The sequence below is a fragment of the Novosphingobium sp. fls2-241-R2A-195 genome (assembly GCF_030209485.1).
Taxonomy (GTDB): Bacteria; Pseudomonadota; Alphaproteobacteria; order Sphingomonadales; family Sphingomonadaceae; genus Novosphingobium; species Novosphingobium resinovorum.
This window is the reverse complement of sequence record NZ_JARVRY010000016.1, coordinates 36,053-56,045: the sequence shown is the minus strand read 5'-3', so window position 1 is coordinate 56,045 and position 19,993 is coordinate 36,053. Positions and strand designations below refer to the sequence as shown.

Sequence of the window (19,993 nt, the reverse complement as noted above, 5' to 3'; positions counted from 1 at the left end):
GCCCCGGAACGCGATTGAATGCAATCGCGTTCCGGCCGCTACGGCTGAATGATCAATTCGCATCCCGGTAGACCGCACCGACATGCGCCGCCCCCCGGGCTGAGGCAAGTTTCTCCTGCCTTTCCCGCTCGCGATAGGCAGCACGCTGTTCGTCAGTGCGCTCGCCATGGCAAGCGGGACAACTCACACCGATCTCGTAGAGTTCGGATTTGCTGTCCTCCGCACTGATCGGGCGGCGACAGGCGTGGCACAGTTCGTAGGTGCCCTGGACCAGTCCGTGCCCGATGGTCACGCGCTGATCGAAGACGAAGCATTCGCCCTCCCACAAGCTCTGCTCCTGCGGCACGGTTTCCAGATATTTCAGAATCCCGCCCTTGAGGTGATAGACCTCCTCGACGCCTTCTTGCTTGAGGAAAGCCGTCGACTTCTCGCAGCGGATGCCGCCGGTACAGAACATCGCCACCTTCGGCGGCTTCCCCTGCCCCAGCAACCTCTCGCGCTCGGCGCGGAACCATTCGGGAAACTCCCGAAATGTCTCGGTTTGAGGGTCGATCGCTCCGGCGAAAGTACCTACCGCCACTTCGTAGTCGTTGCGGGTGTCGATTACGATCGTGTCCGGATCAGAGATCAGTGCGTTCCAGTCCTGCGGCTCGACGTACGTGCCCACGGTCGCCAGCGGATCGATATCCGGCTGGCCCATCGTCACGATCTCGCGCTTGATCCGCACTTTCATACGATGGAACGGCATGTGCGGCGCGTCGGAGAACTTGACGTCCACCCCGGCGCAGCCCGGCAGTCCGCGCACATGCGCAACGATCGCGGCGATGCCCGCCTCGGTCCCGGCGATAGTCCCGTTGATCCCCTCACCCGCCAGCAGCAGCGTGCCGCGAATGCCGTGCGTGTGACACAGTGCCTCGAGCGGCATCTTCAGCTCGGCGGGGTCGTCGAAACGGGTGAAGCAGTAAAGCGCCGCCACGCACAGACGCCGCGCGTTGATATCCAGTGGTTCCATGGCGTGCCTCTAGCGCGGAACGACGCCAAAGCCAAAGCTCAGTAGCCGAGATCCTTGACCGGCGGCGTCCCGAACAGGTTCACGTCGTCCACGGTGATCCACCCTTTCGCATAATTGGCGTAGTAGAGCCCGAAAAGCACCACCGCCACGATGGTCGCCCGCCGGGCGACCAGCTTCGGGCGGAAGTTCACCGGCGCGCTGGTGGCGTGGCCCTTCTCGATGACATGGCCCTCCACCTCGTCCGGCGTGCGCAGCCCGACAGGGAGGACAACGAACGCACTCAGCACCCAGAACAACGCATAGATCGCGATCATGGAGGTCCAGTTCATCGCCATCGCATCAATCCTCCAGCAGCAGCACCTGCACTTGCGGCTTCTTGCCCGACCAGCGCGTCGCGGCACGGCGAGCCGCCAGGCGCGCGGCCTCGGAGCGCGTATCGCGATCGGCCTTGCCCGCGCGCTTCAGCGCCTCCGCAACATCGCGCTTGGCTTCCTCGACGAACCCGGCGTAGTCCTCGTCGAGCGGCAGGCCGAGCGCCGAGATTTCAACCCTGCCCTTGCGGTCCGCTGCCACCGAAATGACGCCGTTAAAGGCGATGCGGCGGCGCATGATGATCGCCTCGCCGTCAGCGGGCGCGATGATGTCGCCGTCGAGCACCAGACGGCCCGCGCGCACTTCGCCGAACTTGCCCGGGTGGCTGGGCGCGAGGCGCACGAGATCGCCGTTCTTCTGGAAAATCGCCTTGGGAATGCCGCTGGCGACGCCGAGGCGTGCCTGTTCCTTCATGTGGCGGATTTCGCCATGGACCGGCAGCAGGATCTGCGGCCTGATCCACGAATAAAGCGCTTCCAGTTCCGGGCGGCCGGGGTGGCCCGACACATGGATTTCGCTCTGGCGATCGGTGACGACGATGACGCCCTGCTCGGCCAGACGGTTCTGGATGCGGCCGATCTGGATTTCGTTGCCGGGGATCTGGCGGCTGGAGAACAGCACCACGTCGCCCTTGTCGAGCTTGATCGGATGGTTGCCCTCGGCCACGCGGGCGAGTGCCGCGCGCGGTTCCCCCTGCCCCCCGGTGGCAACGATCAGCACGTCGCCGCGCGGCAGGTCCATCGCGGTGTCGGGATCGATGAGGTCGGGCAAGTCCTTGAGGTAGCCGCAGGACTGGCCGGTCTGGATGATGCGGTCGAGCGAGCGGCCCGCGACGCACAGCTGGCGGCCGGTCTTCTTCGCCACATCGCCCAGCGTCTGCAGGCGCGCGACGTTGGAGGCGAAAGTCGTCACCAGCACGCGGCGGCCCTTGTGCTTCTTCACTTCGGCCAGCAGGCCCCGGTAGACGTCACCTTCCGAACCCGAAGCCTCGGGGTTGAACACGTTGGTGGAATCGCAGACGAGCGCCAGCACGCCCTCGTCACCGATGGCGGTCAGTTCAGCCTGCGTTGCCGGGGTGCCGACTTGCGGCTCGTCGTCTAGTTTCCAGTCGCCGGTGTGGAAGATGCGGCCATAAGGCGTCTCGATCAGCAGCGCGTTGCCTTCGGCGATCGAGTGCGCCAGCGGCACGTAGCGGATGCCGAACGGGCCGATCTGGAAGTTCTCCAGGTCATCGACCACGTTGAGTTCGACCCGGTCGAGGATGCCCGCTTCTTCCAGCTTGGCGGCGACCAGCTTGGCGGTAAACGGCGTCGCATAAAGCGGCACGCCCAGTTCCTCGGCGAAGTAGGGGACCGCGCCAATGTGATCTTCATGCGCATGGGTCAGGACGATGCCGAGCAGGTTCTCGCGCTCGTTCTCGATGAATTCGAGGTCGGCGAAGACCAGGTCGACGCCGGGGTATTCGTTACCGGAGAACGTCATCCCCAGATCGACCATCAGCCATTTGCCCTGACAGCCATAGAGATTGACGTTCATGCCGATTTCGCCCGAACCGCCGAGCGCACAAAATAGAAGTTCCTTACCGGGAATCACTTAGAAGCTGCCCTTTCGGCAATGATGGCGAGGCCGTCGATCGTGAGATCAGCATCGACCGCGTCGAAGATATTGGTGGCCTCGTCGAACAGGACGGCGAGGCCGCCCGTGGCGATGACCTTGGCGGGGCGGCCGATCTCGGCGCGGATGCGGGCGATCAGGCCCTCCATCATCGCGACGTAGCCCCAGAAGACGCCGATCAGCATCTGGTCCTCGGTGTTGCGGCCGACGACGCTGGTGCTCTTGGGCGCGGCGATGGCGATGCGCGGCAGCTTGGCCGTATTGCCAACCAGCGCGTCGAGCGAGAGGTTGATGCCCGGCGCGATAATGCCGCCCTTGTAGGCGCCGTTGAAGTCTATCACGTCGAAGGTGGTCGCGGTGCCGAAATCGACGACGATGAGGTCTCCCGCATGCTTGTCGTGCGCGGCAATGGCGTTCACCGCACGGTCGGCGCCGAGCGAACTGGGCTGCTCGACGTCGATGTCGATGCCGTACTCGGCCTTGCCCTGCCCGGCGATCAGCGGTTCGATCTCGAAGTAATGGCGGGCCAGTATCTCAAGATTGTGCAGCGCGCGGGGGACAACGGTAGAAATCACGATCTGCGTGACTTCCTGCGCCTTCACGCCGCGAATGGCGAGCAGTTGCATCAGCCAGACGGCGTATTCGTCGCCCGTGCGGCGCGGGTCGGTGGCGATGCGCCAGCGGCCCTTGATCGTGCGACCTTCCAGCAGCGCAAAGACGACATTGGTATTGCCGGCGTCGATAGCGAGCAGCATGCTCTTTCAGTTCCTCATACGAGCAGGACGTCACCCGCGTGGATCGTCCGGATCGATCCGTCAAGCAGGGCGAGGCGGAGGTTTCCGTCCTCCGCCAGTCCCGCGAACGCACCTTCGACCGCGTCTTCACCGGGTGGAAGCACCCGAAGCGGGGTTCCCTGCGGGTGCGCCGCACTCTGCCAGCGACGCAGCAGCGGGGCAAGGCCGACCGAGCGCCAGCGCTGCAGTTCGGTGTCGAAACTGGCGGCCAGAACCTCGGCGAAGGCATCGCGGTTCGGGGCGAGATCGCCCAGCGCAGCCGTCCGGCGGCCTGGCACTTCGGGGGCGTGCACAAGGTTCACGCCGATGCCGACGATGACCACGCCCTTCACCATTTCCAGCAGGATACCCGCGACCTTGGCATCATGAAGTAGCAGGTCGTTCGGCCACTTGAGCATCAAGCCGGAACTGACGAAGCGGGACAGCGCTTCATGAACCGCGAGGCCGGTCAGCAACGCGAGCGTGGCAGGCGAAGGGTCACCCGGCGCGATATGCACGACGGTCGAGCCCATGAAGTTACCGGCACCGTCACCCCAGACGCGCCCGAGGCGCCCCCTGCCCGCATTCTGCCGGTCCGCAACGAGCCAGCGGCCCTCTGGCAGGTATTCACCGCCGGAGAGCCGCTGCGCGAGGTCCGCGTTGGTGGACCCCGTTTCTGCTACGATTTCGATCAAAGCGTGTGGAACAGCGCGGTCGCGGCGGTGTCCGTCAGGCCCTGCAGCCATCCGCTCAGCAGATAGCCCAGCGGCGAGATGAACAGGCAGGTCACGCCGAGGATCGCCTTGTGCCACACGTCGCTCTTCCACTTGATGGCATCGACCGGCTCATCGAAGTAGATGACCTTGACGACCTTCAGGTAGTAGAACGCGCCGATCACCGAGGCCGCGAAACCGATCGCCGCAAGCGGCATCATGTTAGCATCGACGGCAGCCTTGAAGACCAGGAACTTGCCCCAGAAGCCGAACATCGGCGGGATACCGGCAAGGCTGAACATCACGAATGCCAGCGCGGCGGCAAGGCCCGGACGGGTGCGCGAGAGACCCGCGTACTGGCCGATTTCCTCGACGTTCTCGCCATTTTCGTCCCGCAGCATCAGCACGGTGACGAAGCCCGCGACGGTCATCGCGACGTAGATCACGAGGTAGAACAGCATCGCCGAAGCACCCTGCGGGTTCGCCGCAGCGAGGCCCACGAGGATGAAGCCGACGTTGTTGATCGACGAATAGGCCATCAGGCGCTTGATGTTCTTCTGGCCGATCGCACCCAGCGCACCAACCACGATCGAGGCAAGCGCCACGAAGACGATGATCTGGCGCCATGCGTCCGACTGGTCGCCGAACGCATCCAGCATCACGCGCATGGTCAGGCCGATGGCCGCGACCTTGCCCGAAGTGGCGAAGAACTTCGTCACCGGGGTCGGCGCGCCTTCGTAGACGTCCGGCGTCCACATGTGGAACGGCACGGCGCTGATCTTGAAGGCGAGGCCCGCCAGCATGAAGACGATGCCGAACAGTGCGCCGTTGGACAGACCACCGCTAAGCGCCGCATTGATGCCCGCGAACGAGGTGGTGCCGGTGAAGCCGTAAGTCAGGCTCATGCCGAACAGCAGGATGCCCGAGGCCAGCGCGCCCAGCACGAAGTACTTGAGGCCCGCTTCCGCCGAGCGTCCGTCGGTCCGCACGAAGGCGGCCAGCACGTAAGCGGCCAGCGAGTTCATTTCGAGGCCGATGTAGAGCGCCAGCAGATCGCCCGCCGACACCATCATGCCGCTGCCGACCGCCGCGAAGATCACGAGGATCGGGAACTCGGCCCGCATCGCGCCGAGGCGCTCGAAGAAGGCAGGCGCGACGACGAGCGTGGCGGCCGCCGAAAGGTAGATCAGGATCTTGCCGAAGGCCGAGAAGGCATCGGCGTGAACCTGGCCGAAGAAGGCGGAGTAGTCCGGGCCCATGTGGCCGCCGCACAGCGCGGGGGCGACGAGGAACGCGGCGCCGACCAGCGCCGTGACGGCGAGGATCGAGATCAGGCGGCTTGCCTTGTCACCACCCCAGGCGGCGATCAGAAGCAGGATCAGACCTGCAATGCTCAGCGTTTCTTCCGGCGCGATTAAGCGCAGGGAGTGCGACCAGTCCATCAGTGTGACCCCCCATGCGCAGCGGCTTCTTCGTGCGCAGGCTTAGCTTTTCCAGGTGTAGGCGCGCTGTCACCGGCCGGCTTGGCACGGGCGAGGCGCGCGTCGAGCGCGGCGATGTCGGCACGCATCGGAGCGATGAAGCTCTCGGGGTAGACGCCCATCCACAGCGCGGCGAGCGCAAGCGGGATGACCATCGCCAGTTCGCGGGCGTCGAGGTCGGGCATCGCGGCGGCATCGGCGTTCTTCTGCTCGCCGAACACGACCCGGCGGTAGAGGTACAGCATGTATGCCGCGCCGAGGATGATGCCGGTGGTGCAGATCAGCGCCGTCCAGGTCGAGACCTGATAGATGCCGCCGAGGCTGAGGAATTCACCGACGAACCCGCTGGTGCCCGGCAGGCCGATCGAGGCCATCGTGAACAGCAGGAAGAACACGGCGTAGCGCGGCATGTTGATCGCAAGGCCGCCGTAACGGCTGATCTCGCGGGTGTGCAGGCGGTCATAGATGACGCCGACGCACAGGAACAGCGCGCCTGCCACCAGACCGTGGCTGAGCATCACCAGCATCGAACCCTCGAGGCCCTGCACGTTGAAGGCGAACAGGCCGATGGTGACGATCGCCATATGCGCGACCGACGAATAGGCGATCAGCTTCTTCATGTCGCTCTGCACCAGCGCGATCAGCGAGGTGATGACGACGGCGGCCATCGACAGGCCCCACACCAGCGGTCCGAAATAGACCGAGGCTTCGGGGAACATCGGCAGCGAGAAGCGGATGAAGCCGTAGCCGCCCATCTTCAGCAGCACGCCCGCCAGGATGACCGAGCCGCCCGTCGGCGCCTGAACGTGCGCGGCGGGAAGCCAGGTGTGGACCGGCCACATCGGCATCTTCACCGCGAAGCTGGCGAAGAAGGCGAGCCACAGCCAGGTCTGGACATGCGGGTCGAAGTCGTAGGCCATCAGCGTCGGGATGTCGCTGGTCCCGGCGGTGTGGACCATCCACAGCATCGCGACGAGCATCAGCACCGAGCCGAGCAGCGTGTAGAGGAAGAACTTGTACGAAGCGTAGATGCGGTCCGCACCGCCCCAGATGCCGATGATAAGGTACATCGGGATCAGGCCGGCTTCGAAGAACATGTAGAACAGGTACATGTCCTGGGCCATGAACACGCCGAGCATGAACACTTCGACCAGCAGGAAGGCGGCCATGTATTCGCCCACGCGCTTCTCGATCGAGCGGCTCGCGCCGATGCAGATCGGCATGAGGAAGACCGAGAGCATGATGAGCAGCAGGGCGATGCCGTCGATGCCGAGGGCGTAAGTGAAGCCCGAGAAGATGTTCAGGCGCTCGGTGAACTGCCACTGGGCGCCGCCCACGTCGAAGTTCATCCACAGGGCGATGCCGAGGACGAGATCGACGAGGGTTGCTAGCAGCGCGACAGTGCGCGCCGCTTTCGCTTCGAGGAAGAGGCATGCCAGTGCGCCGAGGAGCGGCACCAGCAGCATCAGGCTGAGGATCGGAAAACCAGTCATCATCTTATCCCGCGATCACCCAGCTGATGGCGCCGACAAGGCCCAGCAGCATGACAAGAGCGTAGCTGTAGAGATAGCCCGATTGGACTTTCTGCGCGTAAGTCGAACCCTTGGCGACGACAGCCGCCGCACCGTCGGGACCGAAGCGATCGATCACGCCGATGTCGAGCACCTTCCAGAACACGCCGCCGAGCCAGAAGGCAGGCTTGACGAAGATCGTGTTGTATAGCTCGTCGAACATCCACTTGCGGTAGACGAAGGTGTGGACCGGGCCGAGCTGGTCGGCGACCGCCTTCGGGAACGCAGTGTTCTTGATGTAGCCGTACCAGGCGGTGACGAAGCCGATGGCCATGACCGTGAACGGCGCCCACTTCACCCACATCGGAACGCCGTGCATGGCGTGGATCAGGTGCTCGTGGAAGACCAGCGCGCCCTTCCAGAACTCGCCCTCGCCTTCGGAAACGAAGGCATGGTTGAAGACAAAACCGGCAGCGATAGCGCCGACCGACAGGATCAGCAGCGGCAGCAGCATCACCAGCGGGCTTTCGTGCGGGTGGTAGCCACCCGTGCCGTCGCCATGGTCGCCATAGTCCGGACCGCGCATGCCGAGATCGGCAGGTGCGTGGGCGTGGTCATCATGCGCCGCATCATGAGCGTGGTCATCGTGACCGTGCGCGTCGTGGGCATGATCGTCATGACCGTGGCCATGGGCGTCATGCACAGCGTGCTGGACGTGCTCCGACTGGTTCCAGCGCGGCTTGCCGAAGAAGGTCAGGAAGACCAGGCGCCACGAATAGAAGCTCGTCATGAGCGCGGCGAAAATGCCCATCCAGAAGGCGAAAGTGCCGACCTGGCTGCCCGAACCGAAGGCCGCTTCGAGGATCGCGTCCTTCGAGTAGAAGCCCGCGAAGCCGATCACGCCGGCAATGCCGACACCGGTGATGGCCAGCGTACCCGCCGTCATCGTCCAGAAGGTGATCGGGATCTTCTTACGCAGACCGCCGTAGAAACGCATGTCCTGCTCGTGGTGCATCGCGTGGATGACCGAACCGGCGCAGAGGAACAGCAGGGCCTTGAAGAAGGCGTGCGTGAACAGGTGGAACATCGCCGCGCCGAACGCGCCCGAACCGGCCGCGAAGAACATGTAACCCAGCTGCGAACAGGTCGAATAGGCGATGACGCGCTTGATGTCCCACTGCGTGCAGCCGATCGTGGCGGCGAAGAAGCAGGTGCAGGCACCGATCACGGCGACGACGTGCATCGCGGTCTCGCTCTGCTCGAACATCGGCGAGAGACGGCAGACCATGAAGACGCCCGCGGTGACCATGGTGGCCGCGTGGATCAGCGCCGACACCGGGGTCGGGCCTTCCATCGCGTCGGGAAGCCAGGTGTGCAGGCCAAGCTGCGCCGACTTGCCCATCGCGCCCACGAACAGCAGCAGGCACAGCACCGTCATGGTGTCGAACCGGTGGCCGAGGAAGCCGATGGTCGAACCGGCCATCGACGGCGCGGCATGCAGGATCTCGGGGATCGAGACAGTGCCGAACACCAGATACGTACCGAAGATGCCGAGCATGAAGCCGAGGTCGCCCACGCGGTTGACCACGAAGGCCTTGATCGCGGCGGCGCCGGCCGAAGGCTTGCGGAACCAGAAGCCGATCAGGAGGTACGAGGCCAGGCCCACGCCTTCCCAACCGAAGAACATCTGCACCAGGTTGTCCGCCGTCACCAGCATGAGCATGGCGAAAGTGAACAGCGAGAGGTACGCGAAGAAGCGCGGCTGATCCGGCTCCTCGCTCATGTAGCCCCACGAATAGAGGTGCACGAGCGCCGAGACCGAGGTGATGACCACGAGCATGACGGCGGTGAGCGTATCGACGCGCAGAGCCCAGTCGAAGGTCATCGTGCCCGATGCGACCCACTTCAGAACCGGGAAGACGCTGGCTTCAGCGCTGCCGGTCAGGAAAGAGATGAAGATCGGCCAGGACAGGCCGCAGGCGATGAACAGCGCGCCGGTCGTCAGCACCTTGGGCACGACGAAGCCGAGCGACTTGTTCGCGAACCCGGCAAGGATCGACGCCAGCAGCGGCAGAAAGACGATGAGGTAGATCGACACGGACTTACCCCTTCATCCGGTTGACGTCGTCGACGGCGATGGTGCCGCGGCCACGGAAGTAGATCACGAGGATAGCAAGCCCCACTGCGGCCTCGCCGGCCGCCACCGTCAGCACGAACATGGCGAAGATCTGGCCAGTCAGGTCGTGCAGGAAGGCGCTGAACGCGACGAGGTTGATGTTCACCGCAAGCAGGATCAGTTCGATCGACATCAGGATGACGATGATGTTCTTGCGGTTGATGAAGATACCGAGGACGCCGAGCACGAAGAGGATCGAGCTCACGACCACGTAATGTTCGACGCCGATCACAGCGAGACCCCCTTGCCCACTTCAGGCTTGACGTTGACCGTCGCGTCCTGCGGACGGCGCTGGTTCTGCTTGCTGATCTTCTGGCCGCGCGTGTCGTTACGCTGGCGGTGGGTCAGCACGATGGCACCGATCATGGCGACGAGCAGGATGACGCCCGCGGCCTCGAACAGGAACAGGTAGCGGCTGTAGAGCAGTCCGCCGATCGCCTCGATGTTCGAGAGACCCGCAGCGGTGGCGGCAGTACCGTCCGGCGTGCCCAGTTCCAGGTTGCCGGCGCGGTAGGCACCGATGCCCAACACGATCTCGGCCAGCAGCACGATCGCCACCAGCGCCCCGAACGGGAAGTAGCGGACGAAACCGGCGCGCAGTTCGGCGAAGTCGATGTCGAGCATCATGACGACGAACAGGAACAGCACCGCAACCGCACCAACGTAGACGATGACGAGCAGCGCCGCGATGAACTCGGCGCCGGTCAGCACCATCAGGCCGGCGGCGTTGAAGAACGCCAGGATCAGCCAGAGCACCGAATGCACCGGGTTGCGCGAGAGGATGGTGATGGCGCCGGAGGCCACCGTCATCACCGCGAAGAGGTAGAAGGCGATAATATGGATCATGGGAAGCCCGTTTCCTTGCGCGCGCCGGTTAACGGTACGGCGCGTCGGCTTCAAGGTTCGCGGCGATAGCACGCTCCCACTTGTCCCCGTTCGCCAGCAGCTTGGCCTTGTCGTAAAGCAGTTCTTCGCGCGTTTCGGTCGCGTATTCGAAGTTCGGCCCTTCGACGATGGCATCGACCGGGCAGGCTTCCTGACAGAAGCCGCAGTAGATGCACTTGGTCATGTCGATGTCGTAGCGCGTGGTGCGGCGCGAACCGTCGACGCGGGGCGCCGCCTCGATGGTGATCGCCTGCGCAGGACAGATCGCTTCGCACAGCTTGCAGGCGATGCAGCGTTCTTCGCCGTTGGGATAACGGCGCAGGGCGTGCTCGCCGCGGAAGCGGGGCGAAAGCGGGTTCTTCTCGAACGGGTAGTTGATCGTCGCCTTGGGCTTGAAGAAATACTTCAAGGTCAGCCAGTGCGCCTTCACGAACTCCCAGAGCGTGAAGCTCTTGATGAGGTATGCGACGGTCATGCGAAGTGTCCGGTAGCCATGAGGTAGCCGCTGACGATCACGACGAAAGCGAGCGAAACGGGGAGGAAGACCTTCCAGCCCAGGCGCATCAGCTGGTCGTAACGGTAACGGGGAACCGTCGCCTTGACCCAGCTGAACACGAAGAAGAAGAAGCCGATCTTGAGCAGGAACCACACGAAGCCCGGGATCAGGTACAGAACCGGGATATCGAGCGGCGGCAGCCAGCCACCCCAGAACAGCGTCGCGTTGAGCGCGCACATCAGGAGCACGTTGGCATATTCACCCAGCCAGTAGGCGGCGAAGGCCATCGACGAATATTCGGTCTGGTAACCGGCGACGAGTTCGGATTCCGCTTCGGTAAGATCGAACGGCGCGCGCTGCGTTTCCGCAAGGCTCGACACCAGGAACATCACCCACATCGGGAACAGCAGCGGGTTCGCGACGAAGCCGTTGATGATGCCGAAAACGTGGCCCTTCTGCGCCAGGACGATGCCGTTCATGTTGAACGTACCGGCCCACAGGACGACGCAGATCAGGATGAAACCGATCGAGACTTCGTAGGAGATCATCTGCGCCGAAGCGCGCATCGCCGAGAAGAACGGGTACTTCGAGTTCGAAGCCCAGCCCGCCATGATCGTGCCGTAGACGCCCAGTGAACTGATCGCGAGAACGTAGAGCAGGCCGATGTTGATGTTGGCCAGGATCGCGTTCGAATTGAACGGGATCACCGCCCAGGCCATCAGCGCCACGGTGAAGGTGACCACCGGCGCGATCAGGAAGATGCCCTTGTTCGCGGCCGAAGGAATGATGGTTTCCTGCAGGAAGACCTTGAGGCCGTCCGCGAAGGACTGCAGCAGACCGAACGGGCCGACGACGTTGGGACCACGGCGCAGAGCCATGGCGGCCCAGATCTTGCGGTCAACGTAGATGATCATCGCGACGGCGAGCATCAGCGGCAGCGCGATCAGCAGAATTCCGCAGATCGTCGAGAGCAGCCATGCCCCTTCGAAGGGCATGCCGAGGGATTGGAAGAACGAAGTCATTCCGCGGCCTCCGCGAACTCTTCACCGTGCAGCAGCTCGGCCGAGCAACGCTGCATCGTCGCGCTGGCGCGCGCGATCGGGTTGGTCATGTAGAAGTCCTTGATCGGATAGGCGATCGCGCCCGAAGCCGAACCGCCGCCCGCCGGGAGCGCAGCGCCGTAGTCGGCCAGACCCTCGACGCCGAGCGCCGGGACTGCCGAAACCATGGCGGCGCGAAGCTGGTCGAAGCTGTCGAAGCCGACCGAGACGCCGAAGGCGTCGGCCAGCGCGCGCAGGATCGTCCAGTCCTCACGCGCGTCGCCGGGCGCGAAGACGGCCTTGTCGGCGAACTGCACGCGGCCTTCGGTGTTCACGTAAGTGCCGGCCTTTTCGGTGTAGGCCGAAGCGGGCAGGATCACGTCGGCAGCATGCGCCGCCTTGTCACCGTGGTGGCCGATGTAGACAATCATCGAGTCCGCGAACTTGGTATAGTCCACTTCATCGGCACCGAGCGAGATCAGGACCTTGGGCTTGGCGGCGGCGAGGTCGGCGATGCCGCCCTTCTGCGCGTAGCCCAGCATCAGCCCGCCCATGCGCGACGCCGCCATGTGCAGGACGTTAAAGCCGTTCCAGGCAGTGCCGTCTTCCAGGGTGCGGACGAGGTTGAACTGGTCTGCCAGCGCAAGACCGGCTTCCAGACCGCCACGGCCGAGAGCCGCGCCGCCCAGGATCACCGCCGGACGCTTGGCGCCCGAAAGGGTGTCCGCGACGTGGCCCGGCAGGTTGCCGATCAGCGAGAGGTCTTCGCCGAGGAACTCGCCGCCGAAGGTGGTTTCCCACTCCGGACCGATGAGGAACACCTTGGCGCCGCGCTTCACGGCCTTGCGCAGACGGACGTTGACCGTCGGCGCTTCCCAGCGGACCATCGAGCCGACGATCAGGATCGCGTCAGCCGTCTCGATGTCGTTGAAGGTGGTGTTGAAGTTGACCGCGGCCAGGCTCGACGTGTCGTAGTCCATGCCGGTCTGGCGACCTTCGAGGAGGGTCGAGCCGAGCGCACCGACGAGCGCCTTGGCGGCGAACATCGTCTCGCAATCGACCATGTCGCCCGCGACAGCCGCGATCGAGGCGCCGGGGTTCAGGGTCGACAGAGCGGCGAAAGCCTCGTTCCAGGTGGCCTGGACCAGCTTGCCGTCACGGCGCAGGAACGGCTTGTCGAGGCGGCGCTTGGTCAGGCCATCGACCTGGAAGCGCGCCTTGTCGCTCAGCCATTCCTCGTTGACGTCGTCGTTGTTGCGCGGAAGGGCGCGAAGCACTTCGCGGCCGCGCGCGTCGATGCGGATGTTGGCGCCGGTCGCGTCGGAGACGTCGATCGAGAGCGTCTTCTTCAGCTCCCAGGGACGCGCTTCGAACGCATAGGGACGGCTGGTGAGCGCGCCGACCGGGCACAGGTCGATCACGTTGGCCGACATCTCGTGATGCGCGGCCTTTTCCAGATACGTGGTGATCTGCATCGTCTCGCCGCGATAGAGCGCGCCGATCTCGTCCACGCCGGCGATCTCTTCCGAGAAGCGCACGCAGCGGGTGCAGTGGATGCAGCGCGTCATCGTGGTCTTGATGAGCGGGCCCATGTACTTCTCGGTCACCGCACGCTTGTGCTCGTGATACCGCGAACCGCCGCGACCATAGGCGACCGACTGGTCCTGCAGGTCGCACTCGCCGCCCTGATCGCAGATCGGGCAATCGAGCGGGTGGTTGATGAGAAGGAATTCCATGACCCCTTCCCGCGCCTTCTTGACCATCTCGGAGTCCGTGCGGATTTCCTGGCCTTCGGTGGCGGGAAGTGCGCAGCTTGCCTGCGGCTTGGGCGGTCCGGGCTTCACTTCGACCAGGCACATGCGGCAGTTGCCGGCGATGCTCAGGCGCTCGTGATAGCAGAAGCGCGGGATTTCCTTGCCGGCGAGTTCGGCGGCCTGCAGCACGGTGGCGCCTGCAGGGACCTCGATCTCGACGCCGTCTACTTTTACCTTAGGCATTATTCTGCAGCCTCTTGCAGCGAGCCGTGGCGCGCTTCGATGCGGCGCTCGATCTCGGGACGGAAGTGCTTGATGAGGCCCTGGATCGGCCACGCGGCTGCGTCGCCAAGCGCGCAGATGGTGTGGCCTTCGACCTGCTTGGTGACCTGCTGGAGCATGTCGATTTCCTCGACATGCGCATCACCGGTGCGCAGGCGTTCCATCACGCGCCACATCCAGCCGGTGCCTTCGCGGCACGGGGTGCACTGGCCGCAGCTCTCATGCTTGTAGAAGTACGAGAGGCGCGAAATAGCGCGGACGATGTCGGTGGACTTGTCCATGACGATGACGGCGGCGGTACCGAGGCCCGAGCCGACCGCCTTGAGGCCGTCGAAGTCCATCGGCGCGTCCCAGATGTCGGCGGACGGAACCAGCGGCACCGACGAACCGCCGGGGATCACCGCCAGCAGGTTGTCACGGCCGCCGCGAATGCCGCCGCAGTGACGCTCGATCAGCTCGCTGAACGGGATCGACATCTCTTCCTCGACCACGCAGGGACGGTTCACGTGCCCGCTGATCTGGAAGAGCTTGGTGCCCTTGTTGTTCTCGCGCCCGAAGGAAGAGAACCACGAGGCGCCGCGACGCAGGATGGTGGGCGCAACCGCGATCGATTCCACGTTGTTCACCGTGGTCGGGCAGCCGTAGAGGCCCGCGCCGGCCGGGAACGGCGGCTTCAGGCGGGGCTGGCCCTTCTTGCCTTCGAGGCTCTCGATCATCGCGGTTTCTTCGCCGCAGATGTAGGCGCCGGCACCGCGATGGACGAAGACGTCGAAGTCGTAGCCCGAACCCGCCGCGTTCTTGCCCAGCAGGCCCGCCGCATAGGCTTCCTCACGCGCGGCGAAGAGCACTTCGGCCTCGCGGATGTATTCGCCGCGGATGTAGATGTAGGCCGCGCGCGCACCCATCGCGAAACCGGCCACCAGCGCGCCTTCGAACAGAAGGTGCGGATCGTGGCGCATGATCTCGCGGTCCTTGCACGAACCCGGTTCGGATTCGTCCGCGTTGATGACCAGGAAGCTGGGCTTGGGGTTGCCGTTCTGGTCGAGCGGCGGCTGCTTGGGCATGAAGGACCACTTCATGCCGGTGGGGAAGCCCGCACCGCCGCGCCCGCGCAGACCCGAAGCCTTCATCTCGTCGATGATGGCGTCACGGCCGCGCGCGATCAGATCCTTGGTGTTGTCCCAGGCGCCGCGCGCCTGCGCTTCCTTCAGGTTCCACGGCTGGAAGCCGTAGAGGTTGGTGAAGATGCGATCCTTATCGAGGAGAGCCATTACCACTCGCTCCGATAGTCATGGTTTTCGGTCATCATGGCGACGAGGTTGGTCGGCTCGCCCACCGGTTCCACGGTGTGACGGGCCGGGTCCTGCGTGCCCGCCTTCGGCGTCTCGCCGCGCGCCAGTGCGTCGAGCACGGCGTTCAGGCGGTCCGAGGTCAGGTCCTCGTAGTTGTCGTCGTTGATCTGGACCATCGGGGCCGAGGCGCAGTTGCCCATGCACTCGACCTCGGTGAACGACCAGAGGCCGTCTTCCGAGATGTGGCCCTTCTTCATGCCGCGCGACTTGCAGGTCGCCAGCAGATCGTCCGAACCGCGCAGCATGCACGGCGTGGTGCCGCAGACCTGCACATGGAAGCGGCCGATCGGCGCGATGTTGTACATCGTGTAGAACGAGGCGACCTCGACCACGCGGATCACCGGCATGGCGAGGTATTCGGCGATGTATTCCATCACCGGGATCGGCAGCCAGCCCTGCGTGTTCTCTTCGGCACCGACCTGACGCTGGGCAAGGTCGAGCAGCGGCATCACCGCAGAGCGCTGGCGCCCTTCGGGATAGCGCGCGACGACTTCCTTGGCCTTGGCGGCATTCGCCTCGGTCCAGGCAAAATTACCCCAACGGGCCCGCAGTTCGGGCGTATCGGGTTCGATATAGCGGTCAGCCATGCTTACCTCTGCGCTTCAGCCACTGATCCTGGCCGAAAAAGAAAATCTCGAAGCCGCCGATGGCAGTCGCCAGCATGGCGATCATCGGCGAGGGAGCGATCCCGAGCCAAAGAACCACGAAGTAGAGGCCGACGAGGAACAGACCCGTGAGGGTCGCCCAGATGCGGATCATTTCTACAGTGTTGAACTTCGTCACAGGTCCCACCCCTTTGCGATCATCAACGAATGAATTCGACGCGCGAACACTTGTCGCCTTCGAAGCTGTAGACCGCGATCACGTCGAACGGGTCCACGAGTTCCGAACCGTCGCTCGCAGGGCCGCGCGTCACGTGCTCGCGCATCAGCACGTAAGCGCCGATCTGCGAGGCTTCGACGATCTCGGCCTTGTTCTGCGGCCACTTGGCGAAAGTGGCGGCGAGGCCAGAGCGGGTGCCTTCCTTGCCTTCGCGCACTACGGCGCCGCGATAGTTCGCTTCGCAGGCCTCGTCGGTCATGTACGAAACGTACGTATCGACGTCCTGCGCGTTATAGGCCGCGATCATGGCCTTGGCGGTGTCCAGAAGGCTCAACGGTCGCACTCCCCGAACACGATGTCCATCGCGCCCAGGATCGCCGTGGCGTCAGGCAGCATGTGGCCCTTGGACATGAAGTCCATCGCCTGCAGGTGGCTGAACGCGGTCGGGCGGATCTTGCAGCGGTACGGCTTGTTAGAGCCGTCCGAAACGAGATAGACGCCGAATTCGCCCTTGGGGCTTTCGGTCGCGACGTAGACTTCGCCCGCCGGGACGTGGAAGCCTTCGGTGTAGAGCTTGAAGTGATGGATCAGCGATTCCATCGAGGACTTCATCTCGGCGCGCTTGGGCGGAACCACCTTGCGGTCGGTGGAAGCCACCGGACCTTCGGGCATCTCACGCAGGCACTGCTTCATGATCCGGGCAGACTGGCGCACTTCCTCGGCGCGGCACATGAAGCGGTCGTAGCAGTCGCCGCTGGTGCCGACGGGAACCTCGAAGTCCATGCGGTCATAGACGTCGTAGGGCTGCGCCTTGCGGATATCCCAGGCGATGCCCGAACCGCGGATCATCGGGCCGGAGAAGCCCCATGCCAGCGCGTCTTCCTTCGATACCGTGGCGATATCGACGTTGCGCTGCTTGAAGATGCGGTTGTCGGCGACGAGGCTCAGCGCGTCCTCGAACAGTTCCGGCAGGCGCGTGTCGAGCCAGTCGGCGATGTCGGTCAGCAGCTTGAGCGGCACGTCCTGATGCACGCCGCCGGGACGGAACCAGGCCGAGTGCATGCGGGCGCCCGAGGCGCGCTCGAAGAAGTTGAGGCAATCCTCGCGGATTTCGAACAGCCACAGGTTCGGCGTCATCGCGCCGATGTCCATGATGTGCGAACCCATGTTCATCATGTGGTTGCAGATGCGGGTCAGCTCGGCGAACAGCACGCGAAGGTACTGGGCGCGCAGCGGAACCTCGAGGTTCAGCAGCTTCTCGATCGCGAGCACGTAGGAGTGCTCCATCCCGAGCGGCGAGCAGTAATCCAGACGGTCGAAGTACGGCAGCGCCTGAAGATACGTCTTGTGCTCGATCAGCTTTTCGGTGCCGCGATGGAGCAGGCCGACGTGCGGATCGATCCGCTCGATGATCTCGCCGTCCAGTTCCATGACCATGCGCAGAACGCCGTGGGCCGCTGGATGCTGGGGACCGAAGTTGATCGTGTAGTTGGTGATGACCTCGTCGCCGGTGGTGGGCGACTGTTCAAGCAGCATGCTCACTTGGCGTCTCCCTTGTCCGGACGGCTTTCGGTTTCCTTGGGCGCCTCAGGGGCCTTCCCGTCTTCGGTCTTGGCCGGAGCGGGTGCGGATTCCTTTTCGACAGCCTTTTCGTTCGCCTTTTCACCGGCGCCGGTGTCGGCCTTGCTCTCGGTCGCCTTGGGCGTCGGAGCCGCAGCCGGAGCGGCAGGCGCAGGCGCCTTCTCGTCACCCGGAAGGATGTAGTCGGCGCCTTCCCACGGGCTCATGAAGTCGAACTGGCGCAGATCCTGCGCGAGGCTGACCGGCTCGTACACAACGCGCTTGTCCTCTTCGGAATAGCGCAGTTCCTGGTAGCCGGTGAGCGGGAAGTCCTTGCGGAACGGGTGCCCCTCGAAACCGTAGTCGGTGAGGATGCGGCGCAGGTCCTTGTTGCCGGCGAAGATCACGCCGTACATGTCGAACACTTCGCGTTCCAGCCAGCCGGCATTCGGCCACAGCGTGGTGATCGTCGGGACCGGGGTGTGCTCGGCCGCCGTCACCTTCGCCATGATGCGATGGTTCTTCGTGACCGAGAGCAGCATGTAGACGACTTCGAAACGCTCAGGGCGCGACGGATAGTCGACGCCGGCGATTTCCATCATCTGCTGGTATTCGTGATCGTCGCGCAAGATGCGCAGCGCGTTCTCGATCTCGTCTCGCGCGATAGTGAGCACGATTTCGCCATGCTCCTCCTTCGCGGAGACGACCTTGGGGCCCAGCGCGGCGACGAGAGCGTCGAGGACGCCCTCGTTCGAGGCGATCTTCGGAGCGGAATGCAGAACGGGCATCTGGCCTTACCTCTCGACGGTGCCCACGCGGCGGATCTTCCGCTGCAACTGCATCACGCCATAAAGCAGCGCTTCGGCAGTCGGCGGGCAACCCGGCACGTAGATGTCGACGGGCACGATGCGGTCGCAGCCGCGCACCACCGAGTAGCTGTAGTGATAGTAGCCGCCGCCGTTGGCGCAGCTGCCCATCGAGATGACGTACTTCGGCTCCGACATCTGGTCGTAGACCTTGCGGAGCGCGGGGGCCATCTTGTTGCAGAGCGTGCCTGCCACGATCATCACGTCCGACTGGCGCGGGGAAGCGCGCGGCGCGGCGCCGAAGCGCTCCATGTCGTAGCGGGGCATGTTGACGTGAATCATCTCGACCGCGCAGCACGCGAGGCCGAAAGTCATCCACCACAGCGAACCCGTACGGGCCCACTGGAACAGTTCCTCGGTCGAGGTGACCAAGAAGCCCTTGTCGGACACTTCCTGATTGAGATCCTTGAAAAACGACTGGTCGGGCGCGGTGATCGCGCCGCCGACCGGCGACATCGGGGCCAGAGGCTGGCCCGCCGAGTTAACGAGCGTGCTCATTCCCAGTCCAAAGCTCCCTTTTTCCAGGCATAGGCGAGGCCGATGGCCAGTTCGCCCAGGAATACCATCATCGTCGTCCAACCGGCCCAGCCCGTCAGCTTGAGCGACACGGCCCAGGGGAACAGGAAGGCAGCTTCGAGGTCGAAGATGATGAAGAGGATCGCCACCAGGTAGAATCGCACGTCGAACTGGCTGCGCGGATCTTCGAAGGCGGGGAAGCCGCACTCATATTCGCTGTTCTTGTCTGCGCTGGGCTGGTGCGTGCCGGTCAGCCGGGCAACGCCCAGCGGAAGGAACACGATCACGGACGAAAGCCCAAGCGCGATCACCAGGAAGATGAGGATCGGCAGGTATTGCGACAGATCGGTCAATGTTCTTGCCTCTTACCGCGAATGCGACGTTGGCGGACTCGAATATGTCATGGTGAGCCCGTCAAGTTGGCGCGTCCTTAGGCCAGCCCACCGCGCCTCGCAAGGGTATCCCGGCACAATAATCCGCCATTCGCATTGCATTGCAACACGACAAAGTGTCCAATCCCGCAGTTTCCCGGCGCTTGCCCACCCCGAGGCGCCTGACGCAATCGTCAAGTCGCTTCGTGCAACCGGTTTATTGCGAATTGTTCGCGAAACGCGGCGGACATATCTTGGCAATCGGGCGGAGCTTCCCATCTCCGGAGGAAACCGGCGGGACGGTGTAGAGGCGCCTCGTACTGTCGCATCATTGCAATTGACGCAGCGCAACATTATCCCGTTCGTCAACTAGAACAGTCATCAGTGTGAAAGGTAT

Annotated in this window: 21 protein-coding genes; all 21 read right to left on the bottom strand. The window is 64.1% G+C overall.

The annotated features are described in order from the left end of the window. Positions 1-52: 52 nt before the first annotated feature. Genes trhO through QRN25_RS12980 form a run of 21 tightly spaced genes read right to left on the bottom strand, consistent with a single transcriptional unit; the run spans position 53 to position 19,578 of the window. Positions 53-1,012, bottom strand: a complete 960-nt coding sequence (trhO, locus tag QRN25_RS13080) for an oxygen-dependent tRNA uridine(34) hydroxylase TrhO (RefSeq protein ID WP_285019812.1) — start codon at positions 1,010-1,012, stop codon at positions 53-55. A gap of 38 nt (positions 1,013-1,050) precedes the next feature. Beyond that, the gene (locus tag QRN25_RS13075) at positions 1,051-1,341 is read right to left on the bottom strand and encodes a DUF1467 family protein (RefSeq protein WP_285019811.1); all 291 of its coding nucleotides are present in this window, start codon (positions 1,339-1,341) and stop codon (positions 1,051-1,053) included. A 10-nt stretch (positions 1,342-1,351) separates the two neighbouring features. Next, a complete protein-coding gene (locus tag QRN25_RS13070) occupies positions 1,352-2,977 on the bottom strand; it encodes a ribonuclease J (protein ID WP_285019810.1) in 1,626 nt (541 codons plus the stop codon). Continuing rightward, positions 2,974-3,753, bottom strand: a complete 780-nt coding sequence (locus tag QRN25_RS13065) for a type III pantothenate kinase (RefSeq protein ID WP_008833047.1) — start codon at positions 3,751-3,753, stop codon at positions 2,974-2,976. Before QRN25_RS13065 ends, QRN25_RS13070 begins: the two co-directional genes overlap by 4 nt. 14 nt (positions 3,754-3,767) lie before the next feature. Continuing rightward, complete coding sequence (locus QRN25_RS13060) at positions 3,768-4,466, bottom strand: biotin--[acetyl-CoA-carboxylase] ligase (RefSeq protein ID WP_285019809.1); 699 nt, start codon at positions 4,464-4,466, stop codon at positions 3,768-3,770. Further along, entirely contained in the window at positions 4,463-5,926 is a 1,464-nt protein-coding gene (gene nuoN / locus QRN25_RS13055; protein ID WP_271183218.1) for an NADH-quinone oxidoreductase subunit NuoN, read from the bottom strand. The genes QRN25_RS13060 and nuoN overlap by 4 nt, the downstream gene beginning before the upstream one ends. After that, a complete protein-coding gene (locus tag QRN25_RS13050; protein ID WP_037521769.1) occupies positions 5,926-7,458 on the bottom strand; it encodes an NADH-quinone oxidoreductase subunit M in 1,533 nt (510 codons plus the stop codon). The genes nuoN and QRN25_RS13050 overlap by 1 nt, the downstream gene beginning before the upstream one ends. Before the next feature lie 4 nt (positions 7,459-7,462). Further along, complete coding sequence (gene nuoL, locus QRN25_RS13045; RefSeq protein WP_285019808.1) at positions 7,463-9,574, bottom strand: NADH-quinone oxidoreductase subunit L; 2,112 nt, start codon at positions 9,572-9,574, stop codon at positions 7,463-7,465. Between the two features lie 4 nt (positions 9,575-9,578). Then, positions 9,579-9,884, bottom strand: coding sequence for an NADH-quinone oxidoreductase subunit NuoK (gene nuoK / locus QRN25_RS13040; protein ID WP_008833052.1), 306 nt, complete (start codon positions 9,882-9,884; stop codon positions 9,579-9,581). Further along, complete coding sequence (locus QRN25_RS13035; RefSeq protein ID WP_036522922.1) at positions 9,881-10,498, bottom strand: NADH-quinone oxidoreductase subunit J; 618 nt, start codon at positions 10,496-10,498, stop codon at positions 9,881-9,883. The genes nuoK and QRN25_RS13035 overlap by 4 nt, the downstream gene beginning before the upstream one ends. Positions 10,499-10,526: 28 nt before the next feature. After that, positions 10,527-11,012 (bottom strand): NADH-quinone oxidoreductase subunit NuoI, encoded by a 486-nt coding sequence (gene nuoI / locus QRN25_RS13030; RefSeq protein ID WP_008833054.1) that lies wholly within the window; start codon positions 11,010-11,012, stop codon positions 10,527-10,529. Next, positions 11,009-12,055 carry an NADH-quinone oxidoreductase subunit NuoH gene (nuoH, locus tag QRN25_RS13025; protein ID WP_285019807.1) on the bottom strand — a complete coding sequence of 349 codons (1,047 nt, stop codon included), beginning with the start codon at positions 12,053-12,055 and terminating at the stop codon, positions 11,009-11,011. The genes nuoI and nuoH overlap by 4 nt, the downstream gene beginning before the upstream one ends. Beyond that, positions 12,052-14,070, bottom strand: a complete 2,019-nt coding sequence (gene nuoG, locus QRN25_RS13020) for an NADH-quinone oxidoreductase subunit NuoG (protein ID WP_285019806.1) — start codon at positions 14,068-14,070, stop codon at positions 12,052-12,054. Before nuoG ends, nuoH begins: the two co-directional genes overlap by 4 nt. Next, positions 14,070-15,380, bottom strand: coding sequence for an NADH-quinone oxidoreductase subunit NuoF (gene nuoF / locus QRN25_RS13015; protein ID WP_036522913.1), 1,311 nt, complete (start codon positions 15,378-15,380; stop codon positions 14,070-14,072). Before nuoF ends, nuoG begins: the two co-directional genes overlap by 1 nt. After that, complete coding sequence (locus tag QRN25_RS13010; protein ID WP_285019805.1) at positions 15,380-16,048, bottom strand: complex I 24 kDa subunit family protein; 669 nt, start codon at positions 16,046-16,048, stop codon at positions 15,380-15,382. Before QRN25_RS13010 ends, nuoF begins: the two co-directional genes overlap by 1 nt. Then, the gene (locus QRN25_RS13005) at positions 16,041-16,244 is read right to left on the bottom strand and encodes a hypothetical protein (protein WP_008833059.1); all 204 of its coding nucleotides are present in this window, start codon (positions 16,242-16,244) and stop codon (positions 16,041-16,043) included. The genes QRN25_RS13010 and QRN25_RS13005 overlap by 8 nt, the downstream gene beginning before the upstream one ends. A 22-nt stretch (positions 16,245-16,266) precedes the next feature. Then, the gene (locus tag QRN25_RS13000; protein WP_285019804.1) at positions 16,267-16,617 is read right to left on the bottom strand and encodes a nuclear transport factor 2 family protein; all 351 of its coding nucleotides are present in this window, start codon (positions 16,615-16,617) and stop codon (positions 16,267-16,269) included. Then, the gene (locus QRN25_RS12995; protein ID WP_036522905.1) at positions 16,614-17,819 is read right to left on the bottom strand and encodes an NADH-quinone oxidoreductase subunit D; all 1,206 of its coding nucleotides are present in this window, start codon (positions 17,817-17,819) and stop codon (positions 16,614-16,616) included. Before QRN25_RS12995 ends, QRN25_RS13000 begins: the two co-directional genes overlap by 4 nt. A 2-nt stretch (positions 17,820-17,821) precedes the next feature. Continuing rightward, entirely contained in the window at positions 17,822-18,631 is an 810-nt protein-coding gene (locus tag QRN25_RS12990; RefSeq protein ID WP_285019803.1) for an NADH-quinone oxidoreductase subunit C, read from the bottom strand. A gap of 6 nt (positions 18,632-18,637) precedes the next feature. After that, a complete protein-coding gene (locus QRN25_RS12985; RefSeq protein WP_197524448.1) occupies positions 18,638-19,165 on the bottom strand; it encodes a NuoB/complex I 20 kDa subunit family protein in 528 nt (175 codons plus the stop codon). 38 nt (positions 19,166-19,203) lie between these two features. Further along, positions 19,204-19,578 (bottom strand): NADH-quinone oxidoreductase subunit A, encoded by a 375-nt coding sequence (locus QRN25_RS12980; protein ID WP_008833064.1) that lies wholly within the window; start codon positions 19,576-19,578, stop codon positions 19,204-19,206. Positions 19,579-19,993 lie beyond the last annotated feature (415 nt).

Bases quoted from the DNA above. Each gene is read 5' to 3' on its own strand.
- nuoH (WP_285019807.1), bottom strand. From the start codon at position 12,055: ATGACTTCGTTCTTCCAATCCCTCGGCATGCCCTTCGAAGGGGCATGG.
- QRN25_RS13035 (WP_036522922.1), bottom strand. From the start codon at position 10,498: ATGATCCATATTATCGCCTTCTACCTCTTCGCGGTGATGACGGTGGCC.
- QRN25_RS13065 (WP_008833047.1), bottom strand. From the start codon at position 3,753: ATGCTGCTCGCTATCGACGCCGGCAATACCAATGTCGTCTTTGCGCTG.
- QRN25_RS12995 (WP_036522905.1), bottom strand. From the start codon at position 17,819: ATGCTGCTTGAACAGTCGCCCACCACCGGCGACGAGGTCATCACCAAC.
- QRN25_RS13050 (WP_037521769.1), bottom strand. From the start codon at position 7,458: ATGACTGGTTTTCCGATCCTCAGCCTGATGCTGCTGGTGCCGCTCCTC.
- nuoN (WP_271183218.1), bottom strand. From the start codon at position 5,926: ATGGACTGGTCGCACTCCCTGCGCTTAATCGCGCCGGAAGAAACGCTG.
- QRN25_RS13075 (WP_285019811.1), bottom strand. From the start codon at position 1,341: ATGAACTGGACCTCCATGATCGCGATCTATGCGTTGTTCTGGGTGCTG.
- QRN25_RS12985 (WP_197524448.1), bottom strand. From the start codon at position 19,165: ATGTCGCCGGTCGGCGGCGCGATCACCGCGCCCGACCAGTCGTTTTTC.
- nuoI (WP_008833054.1), bottom strand. From the start codon at position 11,012: ATGACCGTCGCATACCTCATCAAGAGCTTCACGCTCTGGGAGTTCGTG.
- nuoG (WP_285019806.1), bottom strand. From the start codon at position 14,070: ATGCCTAAGGTAAAAGTAGACGGCGTCGAGATCGAGGTCCCTGCAGGC.
- QRN25_RS13010 (WP_285019805.1), bottom strand. From the start codon at position 16,048: ATGGCTGACCGCTATATCGAACCCGATACGCCCGAACTGCGGGCCCGT.
- nuoF (WP_036522913.1), bottom strand. From the start codon at position 15,380: ATGGCTCTCCTCGATAAGGATCGCATCTTCACCAACCTCTACGGCTTC.
- trhO (WP_285019812.1), bottom strand. From the start codon at position 1,012: ATGGAACCACTGGATATCAACGCGCGGCGTCTGTGCGTGGCGGCGCTT.
- QRN25_RS12990 (WP_285019803.1), bottom strand. From the start codon at position 18,631: ATGCCCGTTCTGCATTCCGCTCCGAAGATCGCCTCGAACGAGGGCGTC.